The organism is Streptomyces sclerotialus (assembly GCF_040907265.1).
Lineage (GTDB): Bacteria > Actinomycetota > Actinomycetes > Streptomycetales > Streptomycetaceae > Streptomyces > Streptomyces sclerotialus.
Genome location: NZ_JBFOHP010000002.1, coordinates 6,431,913 through 6,453,964 on the forward strand (window position 1 = coordinate 6,431,913; position 22,052 = coordinate 6,453,964).

General features: G+C 69.9%; 23 protein-coding genes and 1 pseudogene. 13 read left to right on the forward strand and 11 right to left on the reverse strand.

Features of this window, described 5'->3' with window-relative positions:
- Positions 1-50 precede the first annotated feature (50 nt).
- A complete protein-coding gene (gene allB / locus AAC944_RS28400) occupies positions 51-1,385 on the forward strand; it encodes an allantoinase AllB (protein WP_030613340.1) in 1,335 nt (444 codons plus the stop codon).
- 131 nt (positions 1,386-1,516) lie between these two features.
- Complete coding sequence (locus AAC944_RS28405) at positions 1,517-2,443, forward strand: hypothetical protein (RefSeq protein ID WP_030613337.1); 927 nt, start codon at positions 1,517-1,519, stop codon at positions 2,441-2,443.
- 1 nt (position 2,444) lies between these two features.
- On the opposite strand, the gene AAC944_RS28410 is transcribed toward AAC944_RS28405, so the two are convergent.
- Together AAC944_RS28410 and AAC944_RS28415 are read right to left on the reverse strand one after the other, a co-directional pair.
- A complete protein-coding gene (locus AAC944_RS28410) occupies positions 2,445-3,326 on the reverse strand; it encodes a thiaminase II/PqqC family protein (protein ID WP_368397328.1) in 882 nt (293 codons plus the stop codon).
- Positions 3,300-4,226: pseudogene (locus tag AAC944_RS28415) on the reverse strand (LysR substrate-binding domain-containing protein); the annotation flags it as partial. The pseudogene AAC944_RS28415 and the gene AAC944_RS28410, both read right to left, overlap by 27 nt.
- A gap of 339 nt (positions 4,227-4,565) precedes the next feature.
- Here AAC944_RS28415 and AAC944_RS28420 point away from each other — a divergent pair.
- From AAC944_RS28420 to AAC944_RS28435, 4 genes are all read left to right on the forward strand, one after another.
- Positions 4,566-5,363 carry a GHMP family kinase ATP-binding protein gene (locus AAC944_RS28420; RefSeq protein ID WP_368396481.1) on the forward strand — a complete coding sequence of 266 codons (798 nt, stop codon included), beginning with the start codon at positions 4,566-4,568 and terminating at the stop codon, positions 5,361-5,363.
- Positions 5,360-6,364 carry a DMT family transporter gene (locus AAC944_RS28425; RefSeq protein WP_030613328.1) on the forward strand — a complete coding sequence of 335 codons (1,005 nt, stop codon included), beginning with the start codon at positions 5,360-5,362 and terminating at the stop codon, positions 6,362-6,364. Before AAC944_RS28420 ends, AAC944_RS28425 begins: the two co-directional genes overlap by 4 nt.
- 706 nt (positions 6,365-7,070) lie before the next feature.
- Positions 7,071-7,292, forward strand: a complete 222-nt coding sequence (locus AAC944_RS28430; protein WP_051871665.1) for a hypothetical protein — start codon at positions 7,071-7,073, stop codon at positions 7,290-7,292.
- 14 nt (positions 7,293-7,306) lie between these two features.
- Positions 7,307-7,654 (forward strand): hypothetical protein, encoded by a 348-nt coding sequence (locus AAC944_RS28435; protein WP_368396482.1) that lies wholly within the window; start codon positions 7,307-7,309, stop codon positions 7,652-7,654.
- Between the two features lie 318 nt (positions 7,655-7,972).
- Here the strand turns inward: AAC944_RS28435 and AAC944_RS28440 are convergent, their stop codons facing one another.
- Positions 7,973-9,205 (reverse strand): MFS transporter, encoded by a 1,233-nt coding sequence (locus AAC944_RS28440; RefSeq protein WP_063759918.1) that lies wholly within the window; start codon positions 9,203-9,205, stop codon positions 7,973-7,975.
- A gap of 75 nt (positions 9,206-9,280) precedes the next feature.
- Between AAC944_RS28440 and AAC944_RS28445 the strand changes: the two genes are divergently transcribed.
- On the forward strand, positions 9,281-9,874 hold the full coding sequence (locus tag AAC944_RS28445) for a CGNR zinc finger domain-containing protein (protein WP_030613319.1): 594 nt from the start codon (positions 9,281-9,283) through the stop codon (positions 9,872-9,874).
- Between the two features lie 247 nt (positions 9,875-10,121).
- Here AAC944_RS28445 and AAC944_RS28450 read toward each other — a convergent pair whose 3' ends face one another.
- The 3 genes from AAC944_RS28450 to AAC944_RS28460 form a co-directional block, all read right to left on the reverse strand.
- Positions 10,122-10,553, reverse strand: a complete 432-nt coding sequence (locus tag AAC944_RS28450) for a hypothetical protein (protein WP_196942953.1) — start codon at positions 10,551-10,553, stop codon at positions 10,122-10,124.
- A gap of 199 nt (positions 10,554-10,752) precedes the next feature.
- Complete coding sequence (locus AAC944_RS28455) at positions 10,753-11,571, reverse strand: type IV secretory system conjugative DNA transfer family protein (protein ID WP_051871663.1); 819 nt, start codon at positions 11,569-11,571, stop codon at positions 10,753-10,755.
- Between the two features lie 33 nt (positions 11,572-11,604).
- The gene (locus AAC944_RS28460) at positions 11,605-11,952 is read right to left on the reverse strand and encodes a hypothetical protein (protein ID WP_051871662.1); all 348 of its coding nucleotides are present in this window, start codon (positions 11,950-11,952) and stop codon (positions 11,605-11,607) included.
- Between the two features lie 661 nt (positions 11,953-12,613).
- Here AAC944_RS28460 and AAC944_RS28465 point away from each other — a divergent pair.
- The gene (locus AAC944_RS28465; RefSeq protein ID WP_030613313.1) at positions 12,614-13,015 is read left to right on the forward strand and encodes a hypothetical protein; all 402 of its coding nucleotides are present in this window, start codon (positions 12,614-12,616) and stop codon (positions 13,013-13,015) included.
- Positions 13,016-13,060: 45 nt separating this feature from the next.
- On the opposite strand, the gene AAC944_RS28470 is transcribed toward AAC944_RS28465, so the two are convergent.
- Positions 13,061-14,074, reverse strand: a complete 1,014-nt coding sequence (locus AAC944_RS28470) for a hypothetical protein (protein ID WP_030613310.1) — start codon at positions 14,072-14,074, stop codon at positions 13,061-13,063.
- A 371-nt stretch (positions 14,075-14,445) separates the two neighbouring features.
- Between AAC944_RS28470 and AAC944_RS28475 the strand changes: the two genes are divergently transcribed.
- The 3 genes from AAC944_RS28475 (at position 14,446) to AAC944_RS28485 (ending at position 15,341) form a co-directional block, all read left to right on the forward strand.
- On the forward strand, positions 14,446-14,724 hold the full coding sequence (locus tag AAC944_RS28475; protein ID WP_368396483.1) for a macro domain-containing protein: 279 nt from the start codon (positions 14,446-14,448) through the stop codon (positions 14,722-14,724).
- Positions 14,725-14,874: 150 nt separating this feature from the next.
- The gene (locus AAC944_RS28480; RefSeq protein ID WP_030613303.1) at positions 14,875-15,117 is read left to right on the forward strand and encodes a hypothetical protein; all 243 of its coding nucleotides are present in this window, start codon (positions 14,875-14,877) and stop codon (positions 15,115-15,117) included.
- A complete protein-coding gene (locus tag AAC944_RS28485; protein ID WP_030613300.1) occupies positions 15,114-15,341 on the forward strand; it encodes a hypothetical protein in 228 nt (75 codons plus the stop codon). The genes AAC944_RS28480 and AAC944_RS28485 overlap by 4 nt, the downstream gene beginning before the upstream one ends.
- Before the next feature lie 919 nt (positions 15,342-16,260).
- Here AAC944_RS28485 and AAC944_RS28490 read toward each other — a convergent pair.
- From AAC944_RS28490 to AAC944_RS28500, 3 genes are all read right to left on the reverse strand, one after another.
- Positions 16,261-16,608: a hypothetical protein gene (locus AAC944_RS28490; protein WP_030613297.1), complete on the reverse strand. Its 348-nt coding sequence runs from the start codon at positions 16,606-16,608 to the stop codon at positions 16,261-16,263.
- A gap of 996 nt (positions 16,609-17,604) precedes the next feature.
- On the reverse strand, positions 17,605-17,910 hold the full coding sequence (locus AAC944_RS28495; RefSeq protein WP_368396484.1) for a hypothetical protein: 306 nt from the start codon (positions 17,908-17,910) through the stop codon (positions 17,605-17,607).
- A 3-nt stretch (positions 17,911-17,913) separates the two neighbouring features.
- Positions 17,914-18,051, reverse strand: coding sequence for a hypothetical protein (locus AAC944_RS28500; RefSeq protein ID WP_196942952.1), 138 nt, complete (start codon positions 18,049-18,051; stop codon positions 17,914-17,916).
- 540 nt (positions 18,052-18,591) lie between these two features.
- On the opposite strand from AAC944_RS28500, the gene AAC944_RS28505 reads away from it, so the two are divergent.
- The gene (locus tag AAC944_RS28505) at positions 18,592-18,972 is read left to right on the forward strand and encodes a hypothetical protein (protein WP_196942951.1); all 381 of its coding nucleotides are present in this window, start codon (positions 18,592-18,594) and stop codon (positions 18,970-18,972) included.
- 130 nt (positions 18,973-19,102) lie between these two features.
- Here AAC944_RS28505 and AAC944_RS28510 read toward each other — a convergent pair whose 3' ends face one another.
- The gene (locus AAC944_RS28510; protein ID WP_196942950.1) at positions 19,103-20,446 is read right to left on the reverse strand and encodes a hypothetical protein; all 1,344 of its coding nucleotides are present in this window, start codon (positions 20,444-20,446) and stop codon (positions 19,103-19,105) included.
- A gap of 145 nt (positions 20,447-20,591) precedes the next feature.
- Between AAC944_RS28510 and AAC944_RS28515 the strand changes: the two genes are divergently transcribed.
- Positions 20,592-21,740, forward strand: coding sequence for a hypothetical protein (locus AAC944_RS28515; RefSeq protein ID WP_030613288.1), 1,149 nt, complete (start codon positions 20,592-20,594; stop codon positions 21,738-21,740).
- Positions 21,741-22,052: the final 312 nt, after the last annotated feature.

Consider the following 22,052-nt stretch of genomic DNA (forward strand, 5'->3'; position numbering starts at 1 on the left):
CCCGTCACTGCATGCACCACGAGGAACACGTACACGAGGAAGGGGACCGGGTGTCCGACGCAGAGCTGATGCTCCGCTCCACGCGAGTCATCACACCGGAGGGGACGCGCGCGGCGTCCGTCACGGTCAGGGACGGCAGGATCGCCGAGGTGCTGCCGCACGACGCCGAGCCCCCCGCCGGGGCGCGGGTCGAGGACTTCGGCGACGACGTCCTCCTCCCCGGGCTCGTCGACACCCACGTCCACGTCAACGACCCGGGCCGTACGGAGTGGGAGGGCTTCTGGACCGCCACCCGCGCGGCCGCGGCCGGCGGCATCACCACCCTCGTGGACATGCCGCTCAACAGCCTCCCGCCGACCACCACGGCCGAGAACCTCGACATCAAGCGCGAGGTCGCCCGGTCCAAGGCGCACATCGACGTCGGCTTCTGGGGCGGCGCCGTACCGGGCAACGTCAAGGACCTGCGTCCGCTGTACGACGCCGGCGTCTTCGGCTTCAAGTGCTTCCTCTCGCCCTCCGGCGTGGACGAGTTCCCGCAGCTGGACCAGGAGCAGCTGGCCGCCGCCATGGGGGAGATCGCCGGCTTCGACGGCCTGCTGATCGTGCACGCGGAGGACCCGGGCCACCTGGAGAGCGCGCCGCCGGTCAGCGGTCCCAAGTACGCCGACTTCCTCGCCTCCCGCCCGCGGGTCTCCGAGGACGAGGCGATCGCCGGCCTGATCGCGCTGGCCAAGCGCCTGGACGCCCGGGTGCACGTCCTGCACCTCTCCTCCTCCGACGCGCTGCCGCTCATCGCGGCGGCCAAGGCGGAGGGCGTCAAGCTCACGGTCGAGACCTGCCCGCACTTCCTCACCCTGACCGCCGAGGAAATCCCGGACGGCGCGACGGAGTTCAAGTGCTGCCCGCCGATCCGTGAGTCCGCGAACCAGGACGCGCTGTGGCAGGGCCTGGCCGACGGCACGATCGACTGCATCGTCTCCGACCACTCGCCCTCCACCACCGACCTGAAGACCCCGGACTTCGGCGACGCCTGGGGCGGCATCTCCTCCCTCCAGCTCGGCCTGCCCGCGATCTGGACGGCGGCGCGGGCCCGCGGCCACTCGCTGGAGGACGTGGTCCGCTGGATGGCGGCGGCCCCCGCGGCCCTGGTCGGCCTGGACCGCAAGGGCGCCATCGCCCCGGGCCGCGACGCCGACTTCGCGGTCCTGGACCCGGAGGCGACCTTCACGGTCGACCCGGCGCACCTCCAGCACCGCAACAAGATCACCGCCTATGCGGGCAGGACCCTGCACGGCGTGGTCCGCTCCACCTGGCTCCGCGGCCGGAAGATCAACGACGCCGGCGCCCTGACGGAGCCCACGGGCGAGCTGCTCGTACGCCCGTAGGAAGCGCCGCCGCGAAGACCCGTTCCCCGGCCGGGGAACGGGTCTTTCCTCCTGTCCCGCCCGCAACGGGCCGCCATGCCGCATGATGAGCCGGCCAGGCAGTAGGGGAACGATCACGGGGGGAACGGTCGATGGGCGACAGGACGCATCACCGGCGCGAGAGACTGCGCATCATCGAGGAGTGGAGCCGCACGGGGGTGCTGGCGGAACGCCGCAGCCTCCCCGTCGAGCAGCAGTTCCGGGACCGGGTCTCCCGCACGGGCTCCCGGCTCTTCGTGCCCCTGGGCCTCGCCTACTCGGACGACCCCTGGTACAACACCCAGGTCTCCCATCTGCTGGAGGCGTACGACGCGCTGCCGCACCGGCCCGACCTGGCCTTCGACTCGGTGTGGAAGGTCTTCGAATCGACGGCCGTCCGGACCGTGGCCACCAGGACGGGCAGGCGCCGCAACATCACCGAGTCCCTGCGGTACGTCAGCGACCACGTGGCGCTGGACGGTGCGGTGTTCGAGGCGATGACCGCGGAGGTGCCGAGCCAGACGTGCGAGTACCTCTTCAAGAAGGTCGTCCTGGAGGCCGCCACCGAGAAGGGCAGAAGGGTCGGGCAGCGGCTGACGGGCGGCGCCCAGGACGCGACCGCTGCCGAGCTCAGAACCTTCCTCGACCTGGCGCACGCCCCGGGCGCCGACCTGGACGCCAACCGCCGGCGGGCGATGCTGCTGCGCCGCGCGCTGGCCGGTGAGCGGCTGCGGATCGGAGCGGAAGAGGTGCTGCTGAGCGCGCGGGCCCGGTCGCGGCTGCTCCTCGGCGGACTTCTCTACACGGCCAGGAACGAGCGGTACCACGGCGAGTCCTTCTCCCCCTTCTACAGCAGCACGGCGAGCCTGAAGACCTACACCCACCCCCACTACCTCTTCCTCGCGACCTACGCGCTGGTGCACCTGCTGTGGGCCCAGTGGGAGCATCCGTACAGCCCGCACACGGAGGCCGTCGCGGAGAACGTCACCGAGAACCTGCGCGAGGCGAGGACGCTGTACGGCCGGCACTGGCTGGCGTGACTCACGCTTCCGCCGCCGTCCGCCAGAACATCTCCTCGTACGCCTGGAGGAGACGGCCGTAGCGGTGGGCCAGGGGGATGTCCAGGGCCCCGGAGTCCAGGCCGTGCCGGAGCGCGGTCAGGGCGCGGTCGGTCAGGTCCGGTGCGGGGGTCGCGAAGAAGTCGAAGAAGGCGCAGGCCTCGTCGGTGAAGCCGTAGCGGTGCCGCATCGCCTGTCCGACGGCGCGGCAGTAGTCGCCCCAGGCCCGGAAGTTGGCGGCGAAGGCCAGTACGGCGTCGGCCGGTTCGGCGCCGAGGGCGAGCCAGGCCGCGTAGGCGGGGTAGGCCTGGCAGCCGGGCCGCGGTTCGTACCCGGCGGTCTCCTGCTCCTTCAGGCCGCAGGCGGTGGCGAGGGTGCGGACGTGCTCCAGCACGATGCGCTCGCCGTCGGCGAGGTGGGTGAAGAAGGCGGCGACCGGCGGCTCGGCGGCGGCCCGCCCCGCGAGGTGGCGGAAGCTGCGGCGGTCCGAGGTGATGACGTGGTGCTGCTCCAGGGCGAGCGTGGCGAACACCTCGCGCGGGGCCTCGCCCGCGGCGATGGCGGGGACGAGGGGGTTGGCGCCGGGTGCGGGGGTCAGTTCCCGTACGGCGGTGTCGAGGACGTCGGACGCGGAACGGGCCATGGGCGGCCTCCTCGGACGGCGGGCGGGGCGGCGCCCCGCGTGGTCCCCTCCAGTGTGGCGGCAGCACGGGCCGGCGGGGCGGCAACGCCGGCCGACGGGTGCCGTCGGTGTCTCCCGGACCGCACGGGCGGCGGTGCCGTCAGGTGCCCGGCCGGGGAGGGCGGACAGGGACGGCAGAGCGGCGGCCTGGACGGTGGCGGCGGACGTCAGTTCGGCGAGCATGGCCCGGACCGCGGGCAGGGCGGCGTACTCCGGCAGGGGCGGCGCGGCGATCTCGCGGGGCACCGCCGGCGCGAGCCGCAGCAGCCGGACGGCGCCGGTCGCCGGGGTGAGGGCGAGCTCCGGCAGGACGGCCACGCCCAGCCCCGTGCGGACGAGGGCGACCGCGGTGAGGTGGTCGTCGGTCACCATGTCGATCCGGGGTGCGAAGCCCTCGGCCGGGCAGAGGTCGACCAGATGGCCGTGACACCGCGCGCACCCCGCTATCCAGGTCTGGTCGGCCAGCTGCGCCGGCGTGATCTCCCCGGTGTCCGCGGTGCCCGCGAGGCGGTGCCCCGAGGGGACCGCGACGACCAGGCGGTCGGTCGGCAGGGGATGGACGACCAGGCCGTCCCAGTCGTCCGCTGGGGGGGGCGGCCGGCCCTGGGGAGCTCCGGACAGCGGAAGGCGAGCGCGATGTCGCAGTCACCCTCGCGCAGCATCTCCACGGAGCGCGGCGGCGCGGCCTCGGCGAAGGTCACCTCGGGGCCGGGACGGGCGGCGCGCAGCCCTGCCGGCGCCGTCGGCACCAGGTCCGACATACCGCTGAGGAAGGACACGAGCCGGACCCGGCCGAGGCGTGCCTCGGTGAGGTACGCCCATTCCTCCTCGGCGGCGTGCAGCCGGGTCAGAATACGCCCGGAACGGCCGTTCAGGATTTCTCCGGCCGCGGTGAGCCATATTTCCTCTCCGGAATCTCCGGCATTCGCGCTGCGTACGACCAGCGGGGACCGTGCGGAATTCTCCAGTGCCGTTATCTGCCGGCGTACGGCCGGCTGGGTGCAGTCCAGGGCGCGCGGCCGACGCGAAGGAACCGGTCCGGGCGACGGCGCGCAGGACGCGGAGAGGGCGTGGCTCAAGCACAGGCGCACAGTAGGGAGTTGAAGTGAAGTGGGCAACATGCGGGCCCGTCGCGCGGCGGGCGTCCCGCGGGCCTGCCGGGACGGCGGTGGGGGCAAAGGCGGTCACATCACCTCAACGTGGTTCATATTAATCCGGTTATGCGCGACATTCGGTGGCCTCAAAGGGTTCTTTCTGGCTGCACAAAGGAATTGTTGGATTGCCGTGGGGCCCGGCTTTCGAGTACAACTTCTCGCCATGCGGACCAGGATTACTCGTACCGTCCACGGCACCTTCGGGGAATTACTCCAGAGGTATACGCGCGGAGCGGCCGGATACGGCCATTTCCTTTTCACGGCCCCGGTGGAAGAACTCCGCTGCCAGGCCCGCATCGGACGGGAGAACCGGTCCGGGGCGGCCCCGCTCACCGTCAGACCCGCCGGCCGGGTCAAGGCACTGCGCGTCCACACCTCGCTCAGCACCGATCTGCGGCAGCGCGGCCACGGCGGCGTACTGGAGATCGAGTCCGACATTCCGGTGGCGAAAGGGCACGCCAGTTCCACCACCGACATACTCGCCGGCGCGCTGCTGTGCCTCTCCGAGGCGTGCCCCGACATCCCGGAAGAGGCCGCCCACGCCCTCGCCCTGTCCGCAGCGCGCCGACTGGAGTACGGCGACTACCTGGTGCACCCCGGCATCGCGGCGTGCGCCCAGCGCTCCCAGCAGCTGATCACCGCGTACCACACCGACCTGCGGTGGACGATCGTCGGCGTGGACGAGGGCGGTTACGTGCACACCGAGGACTTCCACCGCCAACTCCCCGAGGACCCGGGCACGGCGGACGTCCACGAGCAGCTCTTCGGCGAACTGGACACGGCCCTGCGCGCCGGCGACGGACCGGCCGCCGCGCGGATCGCCACACGCAGCGCGGAGCTGCACAACGACCGGCTGCCGAAGGAGTCGCTCAGCGATCTGACCGCGCTCCAGCGGGACTTCGGGGCGCTCGGTATCCGCGTCGCCCACAGCGGCACGCTGGCCGGCCTCGTCTTCTCCCGGCACCAGTCCGACCACGACGCACGGGTCGCGGGGTGCCGCGGCGCGCTGGACGCCCACGGCTACACCGGGTCCACGTTCACCCTCGAGGAGGCGAGCCGTCCATGAGCGGCGCGACCACGACCCCCGGCCACGACCGGCAGGCGCCGGAGACCCCGGACACCGGGCACGGTACGGGCGGGACCCCACCGGAATCCCGGAAGGCCGGCCGGGCCCGCTACCAGATCATGGTGCTGGTCGCCGTGTGCTGCCTGGCCCTGGGCGGCGTCTTCGTCCGGGTCAGCGAGGTCGGCCCCGTGGCCACCGGCGCCTACCGCTCCCTGTTCGCCACGCCCATGCTCCTCGCGGTCTCCGTCGCCATGACGCGCCGCTCGCCGGCGGAGAAGAGGGCCGGGGGCGTACGGCGGCGCACGCGCATGAGCGGGCGGGACCTCGCGCTCGTCGCGCTGGGCGGGCTGTTCCTCGCGGCCGACCTGTGCCTGTGGAACATCTCCTTCCTCTCCACCTCGCTGGCGGAGGCCAACCTCCTCGCCAACCTGATGCCGTTCGTCATCGCGCCGCTCGCCTTCTTCCTCTGGGGCGACCGGCTGCCCTGGAAGCTCGCCTTCCCCGCGGTCCTCGCCCTCGGCGGCCTGTACGTCCTGGTCATCCTCGGCACCGGCCTCGACCCCACGCACCTGCGCGGCGACCTCCTGGCCCTGGCCACGGCGGTGTTCTACGCCCTGTTCCTGGTCGTGGCCAAGGGGCTGCGCGACCGCCACGAGGCCACCCGCATCATGGCCACCCTCAGCCTGGTCTGCGCCGTGGCGTGCTTCGCCGTCGCCGGCCTGCTCGGGGAGAAGATCTGGCCCACCGGCGCACAGGGCTGGCTGCTGCTCATCGGCCTGGCGATCACCTCGCAGGTGTTCGGCCAGACCCTCATGGCACACGCGGTGAAGTTCCTGCCGCTCCAACTGACCGCGCTCTTCGTGCTCCTGCAGCCCGTCGCCGCCGCCGGCTACGGATTCTTCCTCTTCGACCAGCGGCTGAGCCTGGTCCAGCTGGGCGGGATCGCGCTCCTGCTGGTCTCCATCTACTGGGCCAAGAACCTTCTGGAGGGCTCGAAGTGAGCACCGTGCACCCCGTCGCACAGCGAGAAGACCCCTACGAGGTCATCGAGGAGCTGGCCCGGGTCACGACGATCGACTGCGGGCCGCCGGCCGGCCGGTCACGGCTGCGTGCCGTACACGGCAGCACCGCCACCGAGACCAGCTTCAAGTCCCTCCTGGGGCTGGGCCTGCTGCTCCTGGCGCGGGAACGGGGCCTGCCGGCCGAGGGGCAGCCGGTGGTCGAGTCCACCTCCGGCTCGCGGGGCCTCGGCCTGGCCGTCACCGGACGGCTCCTGGGGCACCCCGTCCACCTCGTGTCCGACCCCGGGATCCCCGACGTGACCCGCGTGAAGACCGAACATCGACGCCGCCCGGACCCGCATGAGCGGTGTCCACCGCGGCAGCGACGCCCAGGCGTGCCAGGCCGTACGGGCCTCGCGGCACGCGGGATCAGCGTCGGAGGCTCGTCGGGCGTCTGCCACGAGTTCGCCGAGCCGTGCACGCTGACCCCCGGTGACCAGGTGACGATGGAGATCGACTGGGACCGGCGGTTCCGCAACATGCAGATGCACACCCTGGCGCACTTCCTCTTCCACGCCACCGGCGATACCTGGAGTCGCAGGGGCGGACCCGGTCCACCCGCGGCTGTCACATCAGCGACGACTCCGCCCGCTTCGACTTCGGCTGCGCCATCCCCGGCGAGGCGGCGGCCGTCGTCGAGGACCGCGTGCGGGAGCTGCTGGCCTCCTCCCCGGAGGCCACCGTCACCCCGCTGCCGGACACCCACGACGTGTTCGTGTGGCGGTCGGGCGACATCGTCATCCCGTGCGGCGGCATCCACGTCCGCCATCCCAAGGAGATCCAGGGATCGGTCCGGGTGCGCCGCCGCACCAAGGGCCGTCAAGGCATCCGCCTCTACATCGACCTCGACCGTGCCGCGGCCGGCTGAGGCGGCGGGGGCGCTTGGCCGAACTGCGCCTGCCGCCGCGGAAGAAGCGATGGCGGCCCTTGTGCGAGATTCACCTGCCCGATGGGACGGTGCTGCACGGACGGGAGGGGACGGTTCCGTCGTTGCTCCTGTGTCTGGCGCTGCTGCCATTGGTCCTGCTGTGGCAGGTCGGCCTGGCGCTGGCCGACCTGCCCGCCGACGACATCGGTGCCCCGCTGCGGACGGCCTGGAAACGGCAGGGTGCGCTCTTCGGCCGGTCGGCCATGACCGAGTCCGCGCGCGGCCGATTCCGGGCCCGGGGCGACAGGCTCGACCACCGGGTGGCTCACGCGCAGGCCGTGGCGAAGTGCTGGAAGGGATGAAGCCGGCAGCACCTAACCAGCGGCACGCTGGCCGGGCATCGAGGGCGCCCACGAGAAGGGGGTGGCGAGGGGCAGATCGGCTACGGCCGCCGCAACCACGGGGTGTTCACGAGTACGTACAGCCTGCGGCGACAGGAGGAGGCGAAAGATCGCTTCCCGCTCACGCAGTGATCGTTTGCCGGAGGAGGTAAGCGGGGTCAGGAGCCTGCGGCGATTTCCAGGTTGGATTCGATCACCTTCCGTGCGCCGACGCTGTCCGGCGTCTGTGGTGATCGGGGCTTGCGGTACCGGGCCGTAAGGCCTCAAGTGGGCAGCGTTTCAGCTCGTGGCGGTCTGGCGTTCGGCATGCGCCACGTCCGTTTCCGGGTGAGTGGCTGAGCGGTGTGCACCCGCGCTGAGCGCGAGAGCGAGCAGGGCCAGGACTTCGAAGGCGGCTCCGGCCAGCGGGAGCCGGGAGAGCAGCCCTGCTCCCACCAGAAGACCGCCGACGACGGCGGCCACGGTCTGACCGATATAGACGGCGCTGTTGTTGAGGGCCAGGAGCATGTCGGCGTTGCGGCCGCCGATGGCCAGGAGCCGGTGCTGGATGAGCGGGAAGCTCGCCCAGTGGACCAGCCCCCAGATGGCGAGTGCCACAGCGGCTCCGGGGAGGGAGTGCACGGCGATGCCGAGCCCTGCCAGGACGACCGCGAGCAACGCGATCGTCACTGTCAGGCCGGCGGTGGGGCTGGTGCGATCCGCGAGGCGGCCCCCGGCCATGACTCCGGCGAAGCTGCCGATACCGAAGGCGAGCAACAGCCAGGTGCGGTCGGAAGCGCTGGCATGAGTGACGGTGACCAGGATGCTGCCGAGGTAGGTGTAGACCACGAATGTTCCGACCACCCACAGGATGGTCGTCAGCATGGCTGTGGGGACCCGCCCGATGCGGATGGCCGTGAGCCGGTCGCGGATGCCGGTCCCCGCGGAGCCGGGCAGGGGCGGAAGGGTGAACCACAGCCCGACCGCGGTGATGAGGGCCAGGAGGACGACGAAGGTGAAGGCCCACCGCCAGGACGACAGGTTTCCGATCGCGTTCCCCAGGGGGACGCCGAGAGCGATGGCGCTGGTCATGCCCGCGTACACGATCGCCAGCGCCCGGCCGCGTCGCTCCGGCACGGCGATCCGCGCAGCTACCGCCGATGCGGTCGCCGCGAACAGCGCCGCGCCCGCTCCCGCGACGATCCGGCTGGTCAGTAGAACGGCGAAGGACGGCGCGAGCGCCGAGAGGGCGTTGCCGACGGCGAAGACGAGCAGGACGGCGAAGAGCAGAACCCGCCGGTCCACCTTCGACGTGACGCCGGCGAGGACCGGCGCCGCGATGGCGTAGGTGATCGCGAAGGCGGTCACTGTCTGGCCGGCGGCGGCGGTTGACAGGCGTAGGTCGTGCCCGACTGCGGGGAGCAGCCCGGAGACGATGAACAGGTCGGTGCCGATCGCGAACATCCCCAGCGCCAGCAGCCATATCCGGGCCCCTGCCGAGCGGGCCTCCGTTGTCCCTGGTCCGTGAACCATCGGACCGCTCCTTCCTTCCTGGGTAACTACATAACCGGTTATTCGGTTACTGAGCGGGTAACCTATCATGTGGTTATGAACGGGAGTCAGCTTGAAGGCACTCGACCCTGGGCGTGGTTCGGCGGGCGCCCCGGCGTCGACTTCGTCAACACGGTCCGAGAGCGCGCCACCACTTGGCGGGAGCTCCTGGAAAGCCCTGCAGACCTCGCGGAGTGGTTCGTTGCCGCGGAAATCAGCGCGCACCCCCTGGCCGTGGACCACGGGCTGCTCCGGCAGGCCAAGGAACTGCGCGAGGCAATCGATCAGGGAATCAGAGCGGTCCTGGCCGAGGAGCGCGTCCCGGCGGAGTCGGCGCAGGTCATCAACGCGTGGTTGGCACGCGCGGCCGACCGCCCGCCGTATCTCGATGTACGTGAGCGCATTCCGGTTCTGCGGACCGCAACCGCACCGTCCGATGCGCGGGACGCCCTGTGCCACATCGCGCTCGACGCCGCGGAACTCATGGGCACGAGCGCACGCGACACCGTACGAGTCTGTGCGTCGGCACCGTGCAGCGCCCTGTTCGTCGACCGGTCAGCGGCACGCCGTCGACGCTGGTGCTCGATGGCCACGTGCGGGAACCGCGCCAAAGCCGCCCAGTTCCGCCGCTCAAGCACGAAGCCGCACTGAAGGATTGCCCCGGCCGGCTGTGCCGGCGCCTTGCGCAGGCAGCGACTCCCGTCTGGCGGACTCGACGGCCGGTCAGCTAGCCCCTGCCGGCCGTCGGAGGCTGGCCGAACGCTGTTCCCTGGCTCGCTTCCGTTGACCACAGACAGTTACTGATCAAGAGTTCAGACACCAGCGACGAGCCGTACCGCTCCGCTGGTATGCCTCGGTTTCCTACCTATGGCCTACGGCGCAAAGTAGCGAACAGGGCTTACGAGCGTTCGCCGGGGTAGGGCACCTGCCCCCACTGCCGGATTACGGCAGCGGAGTCGACGCCGTGGTGGTCGCGCCACACCTGCCAGGCAGTGGCGCGCAAATCCGCGAGGAACTGGGTGCCGACGGCCATGTGCGAGCCCGAGGTGATGTGGCGCCCGATCTCGTCGGCCAGCTTTCTTTCCTCCTCTGGGGTCTCGGTGGCGAAGAGCATCAGGACGTAGTCGGCGAAGTCCCGCGCCCAGTAGCTGTGCCGCTCGTCGGCGGGCTGGGCGAGCTGGGCGATGCCCGCCTTGATCTTCTTGAAGCCGTAGCCGCCGTCCTCGGTCTGCCAGCGGTCCCAAAAGCCAGGGTCGGCCGGGGATCCCAGGATGCCGATGAGGCGCAGTAGCCGGTCCAGGTCCGGGCATTCGTGGTGGGTTTCGGTCATGGAACAGGAAGCTATCGAGGCTCGCGTCGCGTACACCATGGCCCGATAGTTATCGGCCAGAAAGTGACGCCAAGTCGGCATTGCCGCAGGTCGTGTGGGCGGCGCTCTTCAAGATCCGTCTCATTGCTGCCGCAGGCTGAGGGCTCACAGACATCTGAGCTGTGAGCCCTTACGGAGATAGTTCTGGCCTGTGGTCACGTCAGCCGCCGGGCGGCGTCAGAACACCTCCGGGGAGACCGGACCTTCCCCGTCCGCCGCGGCCGGTGCCTTCTCCAGGGGACCGCCGCAGCCCGCTGTCCTCGCGAGGACCCGGCGAATGCGGCGTCGTGCGCGCGGGCTCGCTCGGCCAGTTCACCGACCGCGGCCGCTGCGAGATTGGTGTCGGCTGCGCGCTGCAGCGCCTGGATCTTCTTCGACCGGGCCAGGCTGGAGAAGACCTCCTCCAGCTCGGGCCACGGATGCGCAGTGGCCCGAGCCGGCGGCCGTTGCTGGTGAGGGTCAGGTAGTGGTGGAAGCGCGGCAGGGTGGTGATCTCGCCTGGATCCACCAGGTCGTCCCACTCCTTGGCGATCAGCATCACCGCGTCCCGGGAGCCTGCGGTGCTGGACAGGGTCGAGGAGTTCTGCACGATCGACTCCCGTGTCGCGGTACTCACCTGCTGCAGCAGCTGAGTCATGGTATGCAGCCGGGCCCCGAATGACCGCAGCTCCTCGCTGATCCCGGCCAGCACGCTGCCGGAGGCCCCGTCGATGCTGATCAGCTCATCGACGAAGACATGGAAGGGACGGCGGTGCTCCTCGGGCATTTCCCGGCGGGCGAGCGTGGCCCGGTACAGGTCCTGGAACAACAGGTTGACCAGCAGCCGGTCGGTGGGGCCGGAAGCGGAGGGGCGGATCCACACCAGCTTGCCCTCATCCATCGCGGTCCGGACGCTGTAGCTGCTCATCGGGCTGCCCAGCAGCGCCCGGGGGACCTTGTTGGCCGCCAGCCGCGCGATGGGGTTGGTGACGGTGGGCATGGCCTCCGCCGGCAGCGTGGGGAACTCGCTCTTTCACCAGCGGGCTGTCTCCGCCGGCAGTGAGCCGATGACCCAGGCACGGAAGAGAGCGTCCCCCAGCAGCGTCGGGACCTGCAGCAACGTCGTCTGGCGCTCCGGATGCTGCTCGGCCACCGCCTGGCGGTTGACCTCCACCAGGGCCTCCACACACTTGGTCAGCACCGTCAGCGCCCGCGGATGGGTGGCATCGCTCCAGCCCAGCACGGAGGCGCAGGCGTCCACGACCGCCTGCTGTACCCGCTCGGGGTCCTGGCCGCGCTCGGCGCCCAGCGGATTCCAGGTGCCGATGCGGGCCTGGTCGCCGTGGCGGCCGGTCAGGTCCAGGTGCCACACCCGCCGCATGATCGCGCTGTGGGCCAGGTACTTTCTGGCCCGGAGGTAGGCATCGCCATGCGGGTCGATGTACAGGCCTCCCTCGCCGGCGTGCGCCAGCCCCCTTGAACTGGCACAACGCCTGTTCGGTCTTGCCGTAATTGCTCTTGCCCACCCGCAGGCTGAACAGGGTCTCCGGCAGGGGCGAGGCGATCAGCCGTTCCCGCCCGTCCGGGCCCTGATACCAGCCCTGCAGCATCACGCCGCTCGTGCCCGGGGTGCAGGTGGGAAGGTCGCTGGCCAAGACCGGCAGCACGCAATGCCGGGTGGGCGGCTTGAGCAGTCCGGCCAGCTCATCCACCCGCACCCACGAGGGGCGCGGACCGGTGATCTGTCCCGTCCTCCACCGCTTGTCAAAACTCTTGCGGTAGGGCGCGTTGTCCGGACCGATCCGCCAGGGGCCCAGCCGCTGCCCGGTGTGCAGGAGCCGGTTGCCGCCGGCCCATACATCCAGCGCGGCCGCGATATGGCTCAGCCGCTGCTTGGCGCCCGGCCCGCGTAGAGGAGCAGCGCACCAGAATCTGCACCCGCACCAGGACGGCGGGGTCCTGCAGTTTGCCGAGCACCTTGTTCCGATCCACCCGCCGCGGGGGCGCTGGGCATCGTCCTCCTGCTGCTGCCCTTCGTCCTGGTGGCACGCCTACGCGAACGGCGCACCCTGCGCGCGGGGGCCCGGACAGCAGCGGCCACTCTCCCTGCCGGCACCCACTACGCGGTAAACGTCGGCCTGAACGGGGATGCAGCCGACGACACAGTCACGGGGCCGGCCGCTTGGGACCGCGGTCCCGTCCGCGCCGGCGCTGCGGCGCTCACCGACTCAGCCCTGCAACTGCGCGGCCCGGCCGACGCCGCCCTGGACGTCGCCCCGGCCGACGTCCTCGGCGCGGTGCACACCGTCCCGGCGCCGTGGCTCGCCGACGGCTCGCTGGATGTGTTTCTGCACACCGGGGAGGCGATCGAGCTTCGTACGCCCCAGCACAAGCTCCTGGCGGCCGCCTTTGCCGCGGCGGGCGTGCGGGTGCTCCGGGCGTAGCTTCGGAGGGCGAGCTGCTGATCGTGAGCAAGCCCAACGGTCAGGTCACTGCGGAACGAGTAGGTGTTCGTGCCGGGGGTCGGTCGCGCACGCGAAGACGTTCAGCGCGCCGTCCCTGCCAGGAAGGACCGCCGTGGGGTGCTTGTTGTCCTGAGGGGCGGGAGTCCGGCGGTCTTCCAGCGGGGTCCAGCTGGAGACGATGCCGCCCCATTCATAGGTGGCGATGGTGAGGAAGAGCCGCATGGGACTGCCGCACGAGCAGGTGATCTCTGCCGGGCCGGTCACGTTCCACGCCGCGAAGCCTCCGACCTTCCACCCGGGGGCGATGGACAGGTCGCCCTGGTAGCTGAGGAGGCCCTCGTCATCGTCCTCGGCCTCCTCTTCAAGCCGCATCTCCCATTCCTCGATGCGCTCTTGCAGGTCGGCGTCGAGCAGTTCGATGTATTCGTGCTCCACGACCTGTTCGGGGGCGATGGCACAGGGCTCCGGTACGTAGCCGTCGAATCCGACGACCTCCGGGAGCGGGGGCGTCGCCAGGACCTGCCCACACCGTGAGGAGTCGCGCCACCGCACGTCGACGGCGACCGTCCCCTGTGGGCCGTGACCATCAAACGGGCACCACAACACCTGAACCAGATCGGTACCTCGCGGTGCCTCCAGCCCGGGGACGCCCTTGGTGAAGAACTGGGCTACCGGCAACAGCGGGACCGGCGCGGTCTCACCGACGTCGGAGACCTGGTGCTCTTCGCGCAGGCCGGCCAGCAGCGCCCGGTCCTCTTCGCTGAAACCGGTCCCGGGAGCAAGATTCTCCGCCTCGCGCAGCATGGCCCGCTCGCGATACACATCCGGTACTCGTCGGCCCCGGCTGCGCGGGTGCGCGTGTTGGCAGGTGGGCCAGGGCTCGTCCGCCGGCCACAACAGCGGCCCGCCGATGGAGCTGTCGTGGGGTTTCGGCGCCCCGGGCCGGGGGTGGAGGCGGGTACTGGTCGCACGGTGGGCCGCCAGCTCGGGGAAGATCTGCTCGATGTCCAGGGGCCGCGGCGGGGTGGTCCGGGTCATCGCCGTCCCTTGTTGTGTCGTCGTGTCAGGGATCCCGTGCCCGGGCGCCCAGGCGGTTGGCCAACAGATGGCCGCGCGGCTGAAGGGCTCCTGACGGCGACTCCTTCGCCAGCCGCTGGCCTAGCGCCTGGAGGCACGGTGCCGGTGGGGTCTTCTAGGCTGACCGGATAGCTGAACTGGTGCGGTACGTGACGGGTGATGCGACAGCCCCGCTGGGCGGGGGGAGAAAACTGCTGGTCCATGTTTGCAATGATCAGGGTGGCTGGGGCAGGGGTTTTGTCACCGCGATCTCGCGCCGCTGGCCCGGTCCGGAGACGGCATATCGGGCCTGGGCACGACAGGGAACAGAGGCCGGCTTCCGATTGGGAGCGGTGCAGTTCGTCGACGTCGACGTCGACCTGCGGGTGGCGAACATGATCGGCCAGCACGGAACAGCACGGCGCGGCCGCACCGATGCGCCGGTGCGCTATGAAGCGATTGCTCAGGCGCTGGAAGAGGTGGGCAGCCACTGCTTGCAGTGGGAGGCCAGCGTCCATATGCCGCGCATCGGTTGTGGTCTGGCCGGCGGATCGTGGGACCAGATCTTGCCCCTGCTGCACGACCACCTGGCCCGCCGCGGCGTGCCTGTGACCGTCTACGACCCGGTCTGAGCCTGTGCGGCGCCGCCACAGGTCCCCGCCATCACTGGCCCCTCTGCTCCGCGCCCGCGCTCGGCATCACTCCTGGGAAACGATCCGTCCTTCGTAACACCCGTGTGAGCTCCCCTGCCGCGGCGGAGCGCCGCTCGCTACTCTCAACGCATGGCTAAGTTGACGGTCTCCGTGGATGAGGACCTGGCGGCCAAGGTCAACCGGTCCGCCGACCGGTATGGACTGCCGGTGGATGAGTACGTGGCGCGGGTGTTGCAGGCGGCGGAGACACCGGCGGGGCCCCACCGCGAGGAGCGCGCTTTGGAGCTGGCGCGCGGCGCCTACCGTCGTTGGAACGCTGCCGGGCGACCGGAAGACGGCGCGATGAGCATGTCGGAGGTCTTCGGACGGTGACCGCGATCCCGGCGCGGTTCGCAGCCTCGGTGGGCCGGGTGATCCGCGGCCTTCCTCTCCCGGACCGGGAGGAGCTGCGTGCCGCGCTGGAACGGGCCTGCCAGGTCCCGTGGTCGTGGCCGCAGGCCGACAGGTACGAAATGGACGAGACGGTACGCGTCATCACGACCCGTAGCGCCATCGTCCACTACGTGATTCTGCCTGGTCCCGACCCTCACCTGTGAATCTTCGCCATCACAACCTAGGCATGTGTCCGAACCAGGCAGGTGTTTGCCGTCTGCTTGGGTCGGTTGTTGTGGCTATGGGGCGCTGCACGACAGTGCGCAGTCGGCGACGGAACTTGCGGTCCTTGCCGGCAGCTGTGGGCGTACGAAGCGAGCAGCCGCGGACCGAGCAGTCCGGGGCTGCTTGGTCGGAGCCCTTCACTGAGTGCTGAGGACGCCGAAGGCTCGCCTCACCCACTGATCCATCCGAGTCCCGAAGGTGGAGGCCGAGGTGATGTCCGAAGCCGGGAGACAGCCGGCGTCGTCACTGTCGGCGATGAAGTCCACGTCGGCCCAGCCGCCCCGGAAGACCACAACCGACAGTTCGGCTCCCGCCGGACCGGATATCACCACCGACCGAGTCGGGGTCCTGCTCCCGAGCCCTGTCTGTAGGTCGTGGCCAGGGCGCCGCTGTATCTCTCCAGGACAGCTGGCCTACTTCGAGGCTGGTCGACCTCCAGGCCACGGCCCGCTCAGCCAGGACGGCAGCCACCTCATCGACATCTATGACGTTCTCCATGTGGGGATCATCCCGCGCCGCACACGGTGGCCCTGCGTGTGATGGGGCATGGTCTCACTGGGGACACGTTCCTGGCCCAGGTCATCCAGGTGTTCCCGCATCAGCCCCAGGGCACTTTCCCAGCATCACGTGGCCCCGAAGCGCGGTCGCTCCGACTCCAGGCCATCAACCGGCGTCTGGACGTCAGCATGGAGCCGGAGACCGAGCAGGCCATCGACGCGCTCTGCCCGACACCGCCAAGTACGCGGCCATGATGGCCGGCGACCGCGACCTCAAGCTCAGCGGGCTCAAGGACGATCCGCTGGCCATGGGGCAGCAGTAGCAGCGCTCCGGGCGGTTGCTGCGCGAGATCGGAATCGGTCACCTAGGTGCTCGCCTTTTCAGAATTGGACCTGTCACTAGGATCGAGAGGCAGATGAGTACGGAAAACACGGCCAGCCAGCTGTAAGCGAGCGCCGTGATGAGGTTCAAGACCAGGTACATGCCAGAAACGACCTTGGTCGTCCGGTTAAGGTGCGAGCCGCTCGGTGAACTAAAGGTTGATTCCCGGTACGTTACGAACACGAACAGAAATCCCGCCGGTGCGAGCATGAGGGGCCATGCCACGAAATCGCGGGTGAACCAGTCGATGTCGCTGACCCTTCCGCCGATGTCGACGAAGGCCATGCAGAGTACCGGAAGCAACGTGAACGTGGCGACAAGCTTCATGCCTCTGGATTCTTTTCGGCTTAGTTCTGCATATACCGACACTGGGTGCTCCTCCTAGGGTTTCGGTTTGAGATTCGGCTACACCCGAAGTGCGTCAATCGGGCCTCACCGAGCCCCTGCGGCGTGTTGCCATGTACTTCCAGTTTCGCGAGTCAGGGTGTCCTTGATCTTCTCGTCGAAGTCCATTTTGGCGTGCGGCGCCGCCACAGGTTCCCGCCATCACCCGCCCCTCTGCTCCGGCGGCCGCGCTCGCCCACCCCACAACGGGGACAGCCGGCGCCAGCCCGGACGGCTGACCTGCCACCATCGCCGTGTGTCAGACCCCGCCCATAACCTGTAGAGCCCGTCCTGCTCAGGGCGGATCTTGCCAAAGGAGCACAGCATGGAGAACTAATGGACAGAGAACGGCAAGAAGTGGAATTCGGTCGTGAGGTACGACAAGTCGAGCGCTGAAGGCGTGCCGACGACCTGTCGAGCACTGAGAGCGTGAGCGCGGTCGACATCGTGCCCGTGCAACCAGGGAGATGAACAGCGTCCCGGCCCGGTCGTTGCCGTACTGAGCATCCGGCCGGCGGGGTCGGCACACGTGGAAGCCTTGGGTCGCCAATCCAGCACCGCCTCAACAAGAACCCGACCGACGCGCCCTGTCGGCACCATCGCACTGAGACCCGACCGCACCGCCCCACCACAGCGCGCTACCCTGCCTCCGGTTCTTAGAGCCTGCGAGCTACACCCATCGCCGTTTACTTCACTGATAGCCGTGTCAGATCCTGATGTCCGTCGGCTGCTCACAGATTGCCGAAGATCACCCCGCGCCAGGTCCATCCGGCTGCAAGGACCGCGTCCCGTAGAGGATCTTTCATGTCCGAGCTGTTGAAACGGAATGTCTCCGTCGCCTGAAGGCGGCCGTCCGGTCCCTCGCCGATCGTCCAGTGCCGGGAGACCGTCTTCGCCGGTCCGCGGCCGTATTGGCGTGGCACCGCCCGCCTGGGGGTGTCACCGACCCAGGTGACCTCCCACTGCTGGTCGACAGCGCGCACCACACGGTCTGCGGCGGCCAGGCGCATGTGAAATCTGCACCTCACGGCTCAGCCGGTGCTGGACGAAGAACGCCTGCCAGGCCGGTTCCCTCGTCCGCCACTCCGCCACCAGATCGACGCCCTTGGTGGTGGCATTGCGTACGACCCAGGGGTTGTCCGGCTGGTTCAGATCGAGCAGCGCGGCCCGGAGGTCGGCGGCCGAGCGCGGTGCGATTCCGCTGTCGGGGTACCGCGTGCCGGTCAGCTTGTCGAACAGGCCCATCTGTCACACCTCCCCGGTGTCCGGGCGGACGGTGCGCCCGAACTCTTGGGCATCGCCGAGGACGCCGGCGTGCTGGCCCGCGGTGGCGGGCAGGGCCAATCTGATCACCGAGCGCTGGTGCGGGTCGTGGACATCGAGCATGGTCAGGTACACCTGGTTCTGTGTGTGAGTGTGCGGCGGTCGCCACCTTCAGGCGGTGTGGGGGCCGGGTCGATCAGGCGGGGGCTGGTCGAGGCGGGCCACCGTCGTCCGCTTCGCGTCGGTGCCAGTGCGCCATGTCCGGAGGTGCGCGGGGCCCAGGTTCCTGGCGATGTGTCGGTCGCCGACGGGGGAATCTTCACGCATGGGTGTAGCCGGTCAGGAAGAGGGTGGTGGCCGGGCAGGTCCACCATCCGGTCATACACCCACGCGCGCGGTCCGTCAGGCGCCGGGAGAGCGCCGCCGGGTCCCCGGGTCTCCATCCGCACCCGTCGCGGAGACGGCGGTGAGCGCAGCCAGGAGCGCGAAGGTCGTCCTCATGGGAGGGCCCTCTAACGAGGTGGCGCCCGCAGCGTGGGTACGGATGCTTATCTTCTTGAGCGGAGCACGCTGCCGGGCCTTCCGCCTCGGGCTCCTGGTTGGCGGGCGAGTGAGTACGCCGACGGATACCGGACACCGGCGGGACCGCTCTAGCGTCCTCGTATGGGAAAGATGTCTGCCGCGCCTGATCCTGTATCCCCGGAGCTGGACGACGTCGGTCGCCCCGGAGTGCGTCGGACGCTGGTAGCTGAGTGGCTGTGGCGGGCGTTTCTCGCGTTGCTGATCGTGTTTGTCGCCTTCTTTACGGCATTCGCGGGCCCGCTGCTTGCCGTGATGTGCAACTCCTGTTCAGGGGGCATCAACAACTCCCCGTTCGTACCAGCGGTGATGGTGCTGGGGTGGGCAGGGGTGCCGGTGATCGCGGTGGCCACCCTTGTGGGGCTCTTCCTGCCGCGCGGCGGCCCCCGGTTCGTCGGCTACGGCCTGGCAGCCCTGGCGGTGGCGGAGGTCGCCATGGTGCTCCTGGGCCAGATCCGGCCCTGAAGGACTCCTCCAGCGCAGCCGTGCAGATGCGTGCGGTCTGGCCGCCACCGCCCGTGATCGAGTAGGCCGGTCTGCTGCTCGACGGCTCCCACGTCGGGGCGGATCGGATGTGGGCGACCCTCCAGCTCCGTCACTCGACGGGCTCTAGCCCCGGTGCAGGGCGATCCAGCCGCACACGACCGACTACGTGGTGCGCAAGGGCAGGCAGCAGCGCTCCGCACAACGCCAGCACGGACAGCACCAGCACGCCCACGCGAAGATGCGGCGAGCCGAACAGGGTCGCCCCAGCACCGAGGCTGAAGACGGCCATCATGGCCATGATCCACTTGTTCGCGCCGCCCAGCGTCGACTCGGGAAAGGCACTCGCCGAACGGGCCAACGGCCCCGGTAGCGGCCGCATCAGGTGGGCATCGGCCTGAGCCACGGGATCAGCCGGCCACGACGCGCCCTTCCGCAGGGCACGTTCCTCGACCGGCAAGCCGGTGGCCGCCTTGAGCTCTTGCCAGCGCTGCTCGCCCTCGGAGCCGGCGAACCACCACTGCCACGGCAGCGCGGCCCGCACCTGTCCGTCCGGCCCGGCCAACTCCACACCGAGCCGCTCACTACCCTTGTGGCCCGTCCGCAGCACCAGCGAAGTGACCCCGTGCGCACCGGAGCGTGCCAGTCGGCGCTCGCCTCCGGCACCGTCCACGAGTACGAGGTCGCGCGCCTCGATATAAACCGATGCCGTGGTGCAGAACCGCACCGATGCTCCGGACTTCTGCGCGGGCGCGGGTGCGATACGGATGCCCTCGCGGCCCGCCTTCTGCTTGCGGGACGCCGCTCGGACCGCCAGGTACGCCGCAGGCCCGGCCAGTGCCGCTGCGGCCGCCGGCACAAGCAGCCACGGCGCGTCAGACTTCAACATCAGCCCCAGCGCCCACGACACCGCCCAGATCACCACAGCAACGCCTCGCACTGCCGCGTACCAGGTGGGAAGCGCATTCGGCACCCGCATCGTGGGACCAGTGACCTGCTGCCGCTCCTGGACGATCGTGACCGGGATGCCCGCCTTCTTCAGCAACGCCGCAGCGCCGCTGCGCGCCAGTAGCCGCTCGCCGCCAGTCGGCCGGACGGCAAGACGGTCGGCCTCCGGTACCCAGTGGTCCAGGCGCAGCCGGGCCACCACGCTGTCCGTCGCGTCGCAGAACAGCAGTTCGCCCCAGCCGCCCGGAATCGGCGGTCCTACCCGGCCACTGACGTCCGGCGCCTGGGAGTCCACCAGGACGGCTCGTACAATGCCGCTCTTTCCTACGGGAAAGCTGCGTCGTGTACCGCCTCGGTCCTCAAACACCAGTGCAGAACCGTCATAGCCGACCCGGCAGTTGCGGACGATGTCCAGCCCTGGACGCGATTGGCCCCTCGGACGCAGCACGGGCTCGTCCAGCGGCTTCGCGGTACGTGAGGACGGTATGTGCTGCCTTTCGGTTTCCATCAGTTCTTTCTGGTCGTGGCTCTCTCGACGCCCGTCGCTTCGATTCCTGCTTTGGTACCACGACGCTGGCCCGGCTTGACCTGCGCGAGTCCCCCTGAGAATGATCAGCGTCATACGCCACGGACGAGCAGCACGGGGGCCAGTGATGGAGATCGGCGCAAACAAGCGCATACCGAACATCAGCCGCCGCGGATGGCTCGGGATCCTGGCGGTCATTCTCGTCCTGGGCGCGGCCGCCGCCCTGGTACCGGCCCTCACCAAGGCCGGAGGGCCCAGCTGCCAGGCTGCTCCGGCCTCGGCCCGCGAACTGGCGAAGGACCCCCGCGCGGCAACCCGCGCCCTGGACCCTGGCCAGGACCTGGCCCGCATCGGGCGGGTGAAGAAGCTGCTCGGCAGCCAGGAGAAGCCGCTGTGCGGTGGCAAGGACGGCGTGGAGGTGGCCGGGCGCGCGCTGGTGGCGGCCGCGGCGGGCGAGGGGCGGCTGCACACCATGCCCATGGCGCGCGTCGCGCACGCAGCCGTGATGACCGTCGGCGAGGAATACGGGGAAACGGATGTCCCGGACGGCCTCAAGCCCTACCTGGCCCGCATTCTCGCCGCCTACATCGCCGATGCGCATCGGGACATCACCGGTACGACCCACAAGACCATCCCGGCAGTGCTGAGCGAGGAGGCACACTACGAGGACATGCACGAGAGCGGCAATTGGGCCGCAGCCTACCCATACCCCGGCGAGGCCCACGCCGTCTTCAGCCGGCGCTGGGACAGTCAAGCCCTCACCAACGTCGTACGCGCACTGGCGAGCAACCCCGAGTCCTTCGCCGTGCTGTACGACGCCGAGCGCGCCTATCTGGCCTACTACCTGGAGCGCCTGGACCAAGACGCCGTACAGCCCGCTGTGCACGGGAAGAAGTACGCGCCGCTGGGCACGGAACTGGAGCTGAAAGCGGCCGGTCGGATGATCGCCGCCTTGATGACCACCCGCAAGGATCTTTGGGACCGTGGCGAGCCCGGCGACCTGACAGCGTTCGACGACGCCGCGTTCAAGGCCAGCAAGGGCGCCTACCGCGCGGCGTCCCATCAGATCACCACCACCCCCGCCGCTGGCACGATCGCCGCGCGCCCTGCCGTGAGCGCGCACCGCAAGTACTTCGCGGACGGCCACCACCAGATCCTCGACCTCTACGACCGGTGGGTCGACCAGCGGCACATCAAGCCCGGCGACGCGGAACACTACCGCCTCGTACTCGACGAGGCGTACAACGACAGCCGTGAATTGTACGAGTACGAGTGAGCACCCCATGCATCACGCCCGCAGCATCGACAACGAGACGCGGGCGATCCGGACGGCTGCCATCCCCCGACGCTGGAACACAGCGATGAGCCGGGGCTGCGTGCTGAGTGCCGTCACGTCACCCGGCGGCCTCGTGATAGGTGGTGAACCGGACGAGCGCGCCACTGGTCGCCGCGTCGTCGAGGAGGGCCCCGTGACGGGACCGCAAGCACAGCGGCCTTCACGCCCGCCGCGGAGCCCTTGATACCACGGCGCTGACCGGGCTTGACCGGCAGGAGCCCTCCTGAGGAGGATCACCGAGAGCAGCCACAG

Bases quoted from the DNA above. Each gene is read 5' to 3' on its own strand.
- AAC944_RS28480 (WP_030613303.1), top strand. From the start codon at position 14,875: ATGGCTAAGTTGACGGTCTCCGTGGATGAGGACCTGGCGGCCAAGGTC.
- AAC944_RS28495 (WP_368396484.1), bottom strand. From the start codon at position 17,910: ATGGGCCTGTTCGACAAGCTGACCGGCACGCGGTACCCCGACAGCGGA.
- AAC944_RS28490 (WP_030613297.1), bottom strand. From the start codon at position 16,608: ATGAAGCTTGTCGCCACGTTCACGTTGCTTCCGGTACTCTGCATGGCC.
- AAC944_RS28470 (WP_030613310.1), bottom strand. From the start codon at position 14,074: ATGACCCGGACCACCCCGCCGCGGCCCCTGGACATCGAGCAGATCTTC.
- AAC944_RS28425 (WP_030613328.1), top strand. From the start codon at position 5,360: ATGAGCGGCGCGACCACGACCCCCGGCCACGACCGGCAGGCGCCGGAG.
- AAC944_RS28455 (WP_051871663.1), bottom strand. From the start codon at position 11,571: ATGCCCACCGTCACCAACCCCATCGCGCGGCTGGCGGCCAACAAGGTC.
- AAC944_RS28515 (WP_030613288.1), top strand. From the start codon at position 20,592: ATGGAGATCGGCGCAAACAAGCGCATACCGAACATCAGCCGCCGCGGA.
- AAC944_RS28450 (WP_196942953.1), bottom strand. From the start codon at position 10,553: ATGACCGAAACCCACCACGAATGCCCGGACCTGGACCGGCTACTGCGC.
- AAC944_RS28500 (WP_196942952.1), bottom strand. From the start codon at position 18,051: ATGCTCGATGTCCACGACCCGCACCAGCGCTCGGTGATCAGATTGGCC.
- AAC944_RS28440 (WP_063759918.1), bottom strand. From the start codon at position 9,205: ATGGTTCACGGACCAGGGACAACGGAGGCCCGCTCGGCAGGGGCCCGG.
- AAC944_RS28510 (WP_196942950.1), bottom strand. From the start codon at position 20,446: ATGGAAACCGAAAGGCAGCACATACCGTCCTCACGTACCGCGAAGCCG.
- AAC944_RS28460 (WP_051871662.1), bottom strand. From the start codon at position 11,952: ATGCGGCGGGTGTGGCACCTGGACCTGACCGGCCGCCACGGCGACCAG.
- AAC944_RS28410 (WP_368397328.1), bottom strand. From the start codon at position 3,326: ATGCTCGCCGAACTGACGTCCGCCGCCACCGTCCAGGCCGCCGCTCTG.
- AAC944_RS28505 (WP_196942951.1), top strand. From the start codon at position 18,592: ATGGGAAAGATGTCTGCCGCGCCTGATCCTGTATCCCCGGAGCTGGAC.
- AAC944_RS28405 (WP_030613337.1), top strand. From the start codon at position 1,517: ATGGGCGACAGGACGCATCACCGGCGCGAGAGACTGCGCATCATCGAG.
- AAC944_RS28445 (WP_030613319.1), top strand. From the start codon at position 9,281: ATGAACGGGAGTCAGCTTGAAGGCACTCGACCCTGGGCGTGGTTCGGC.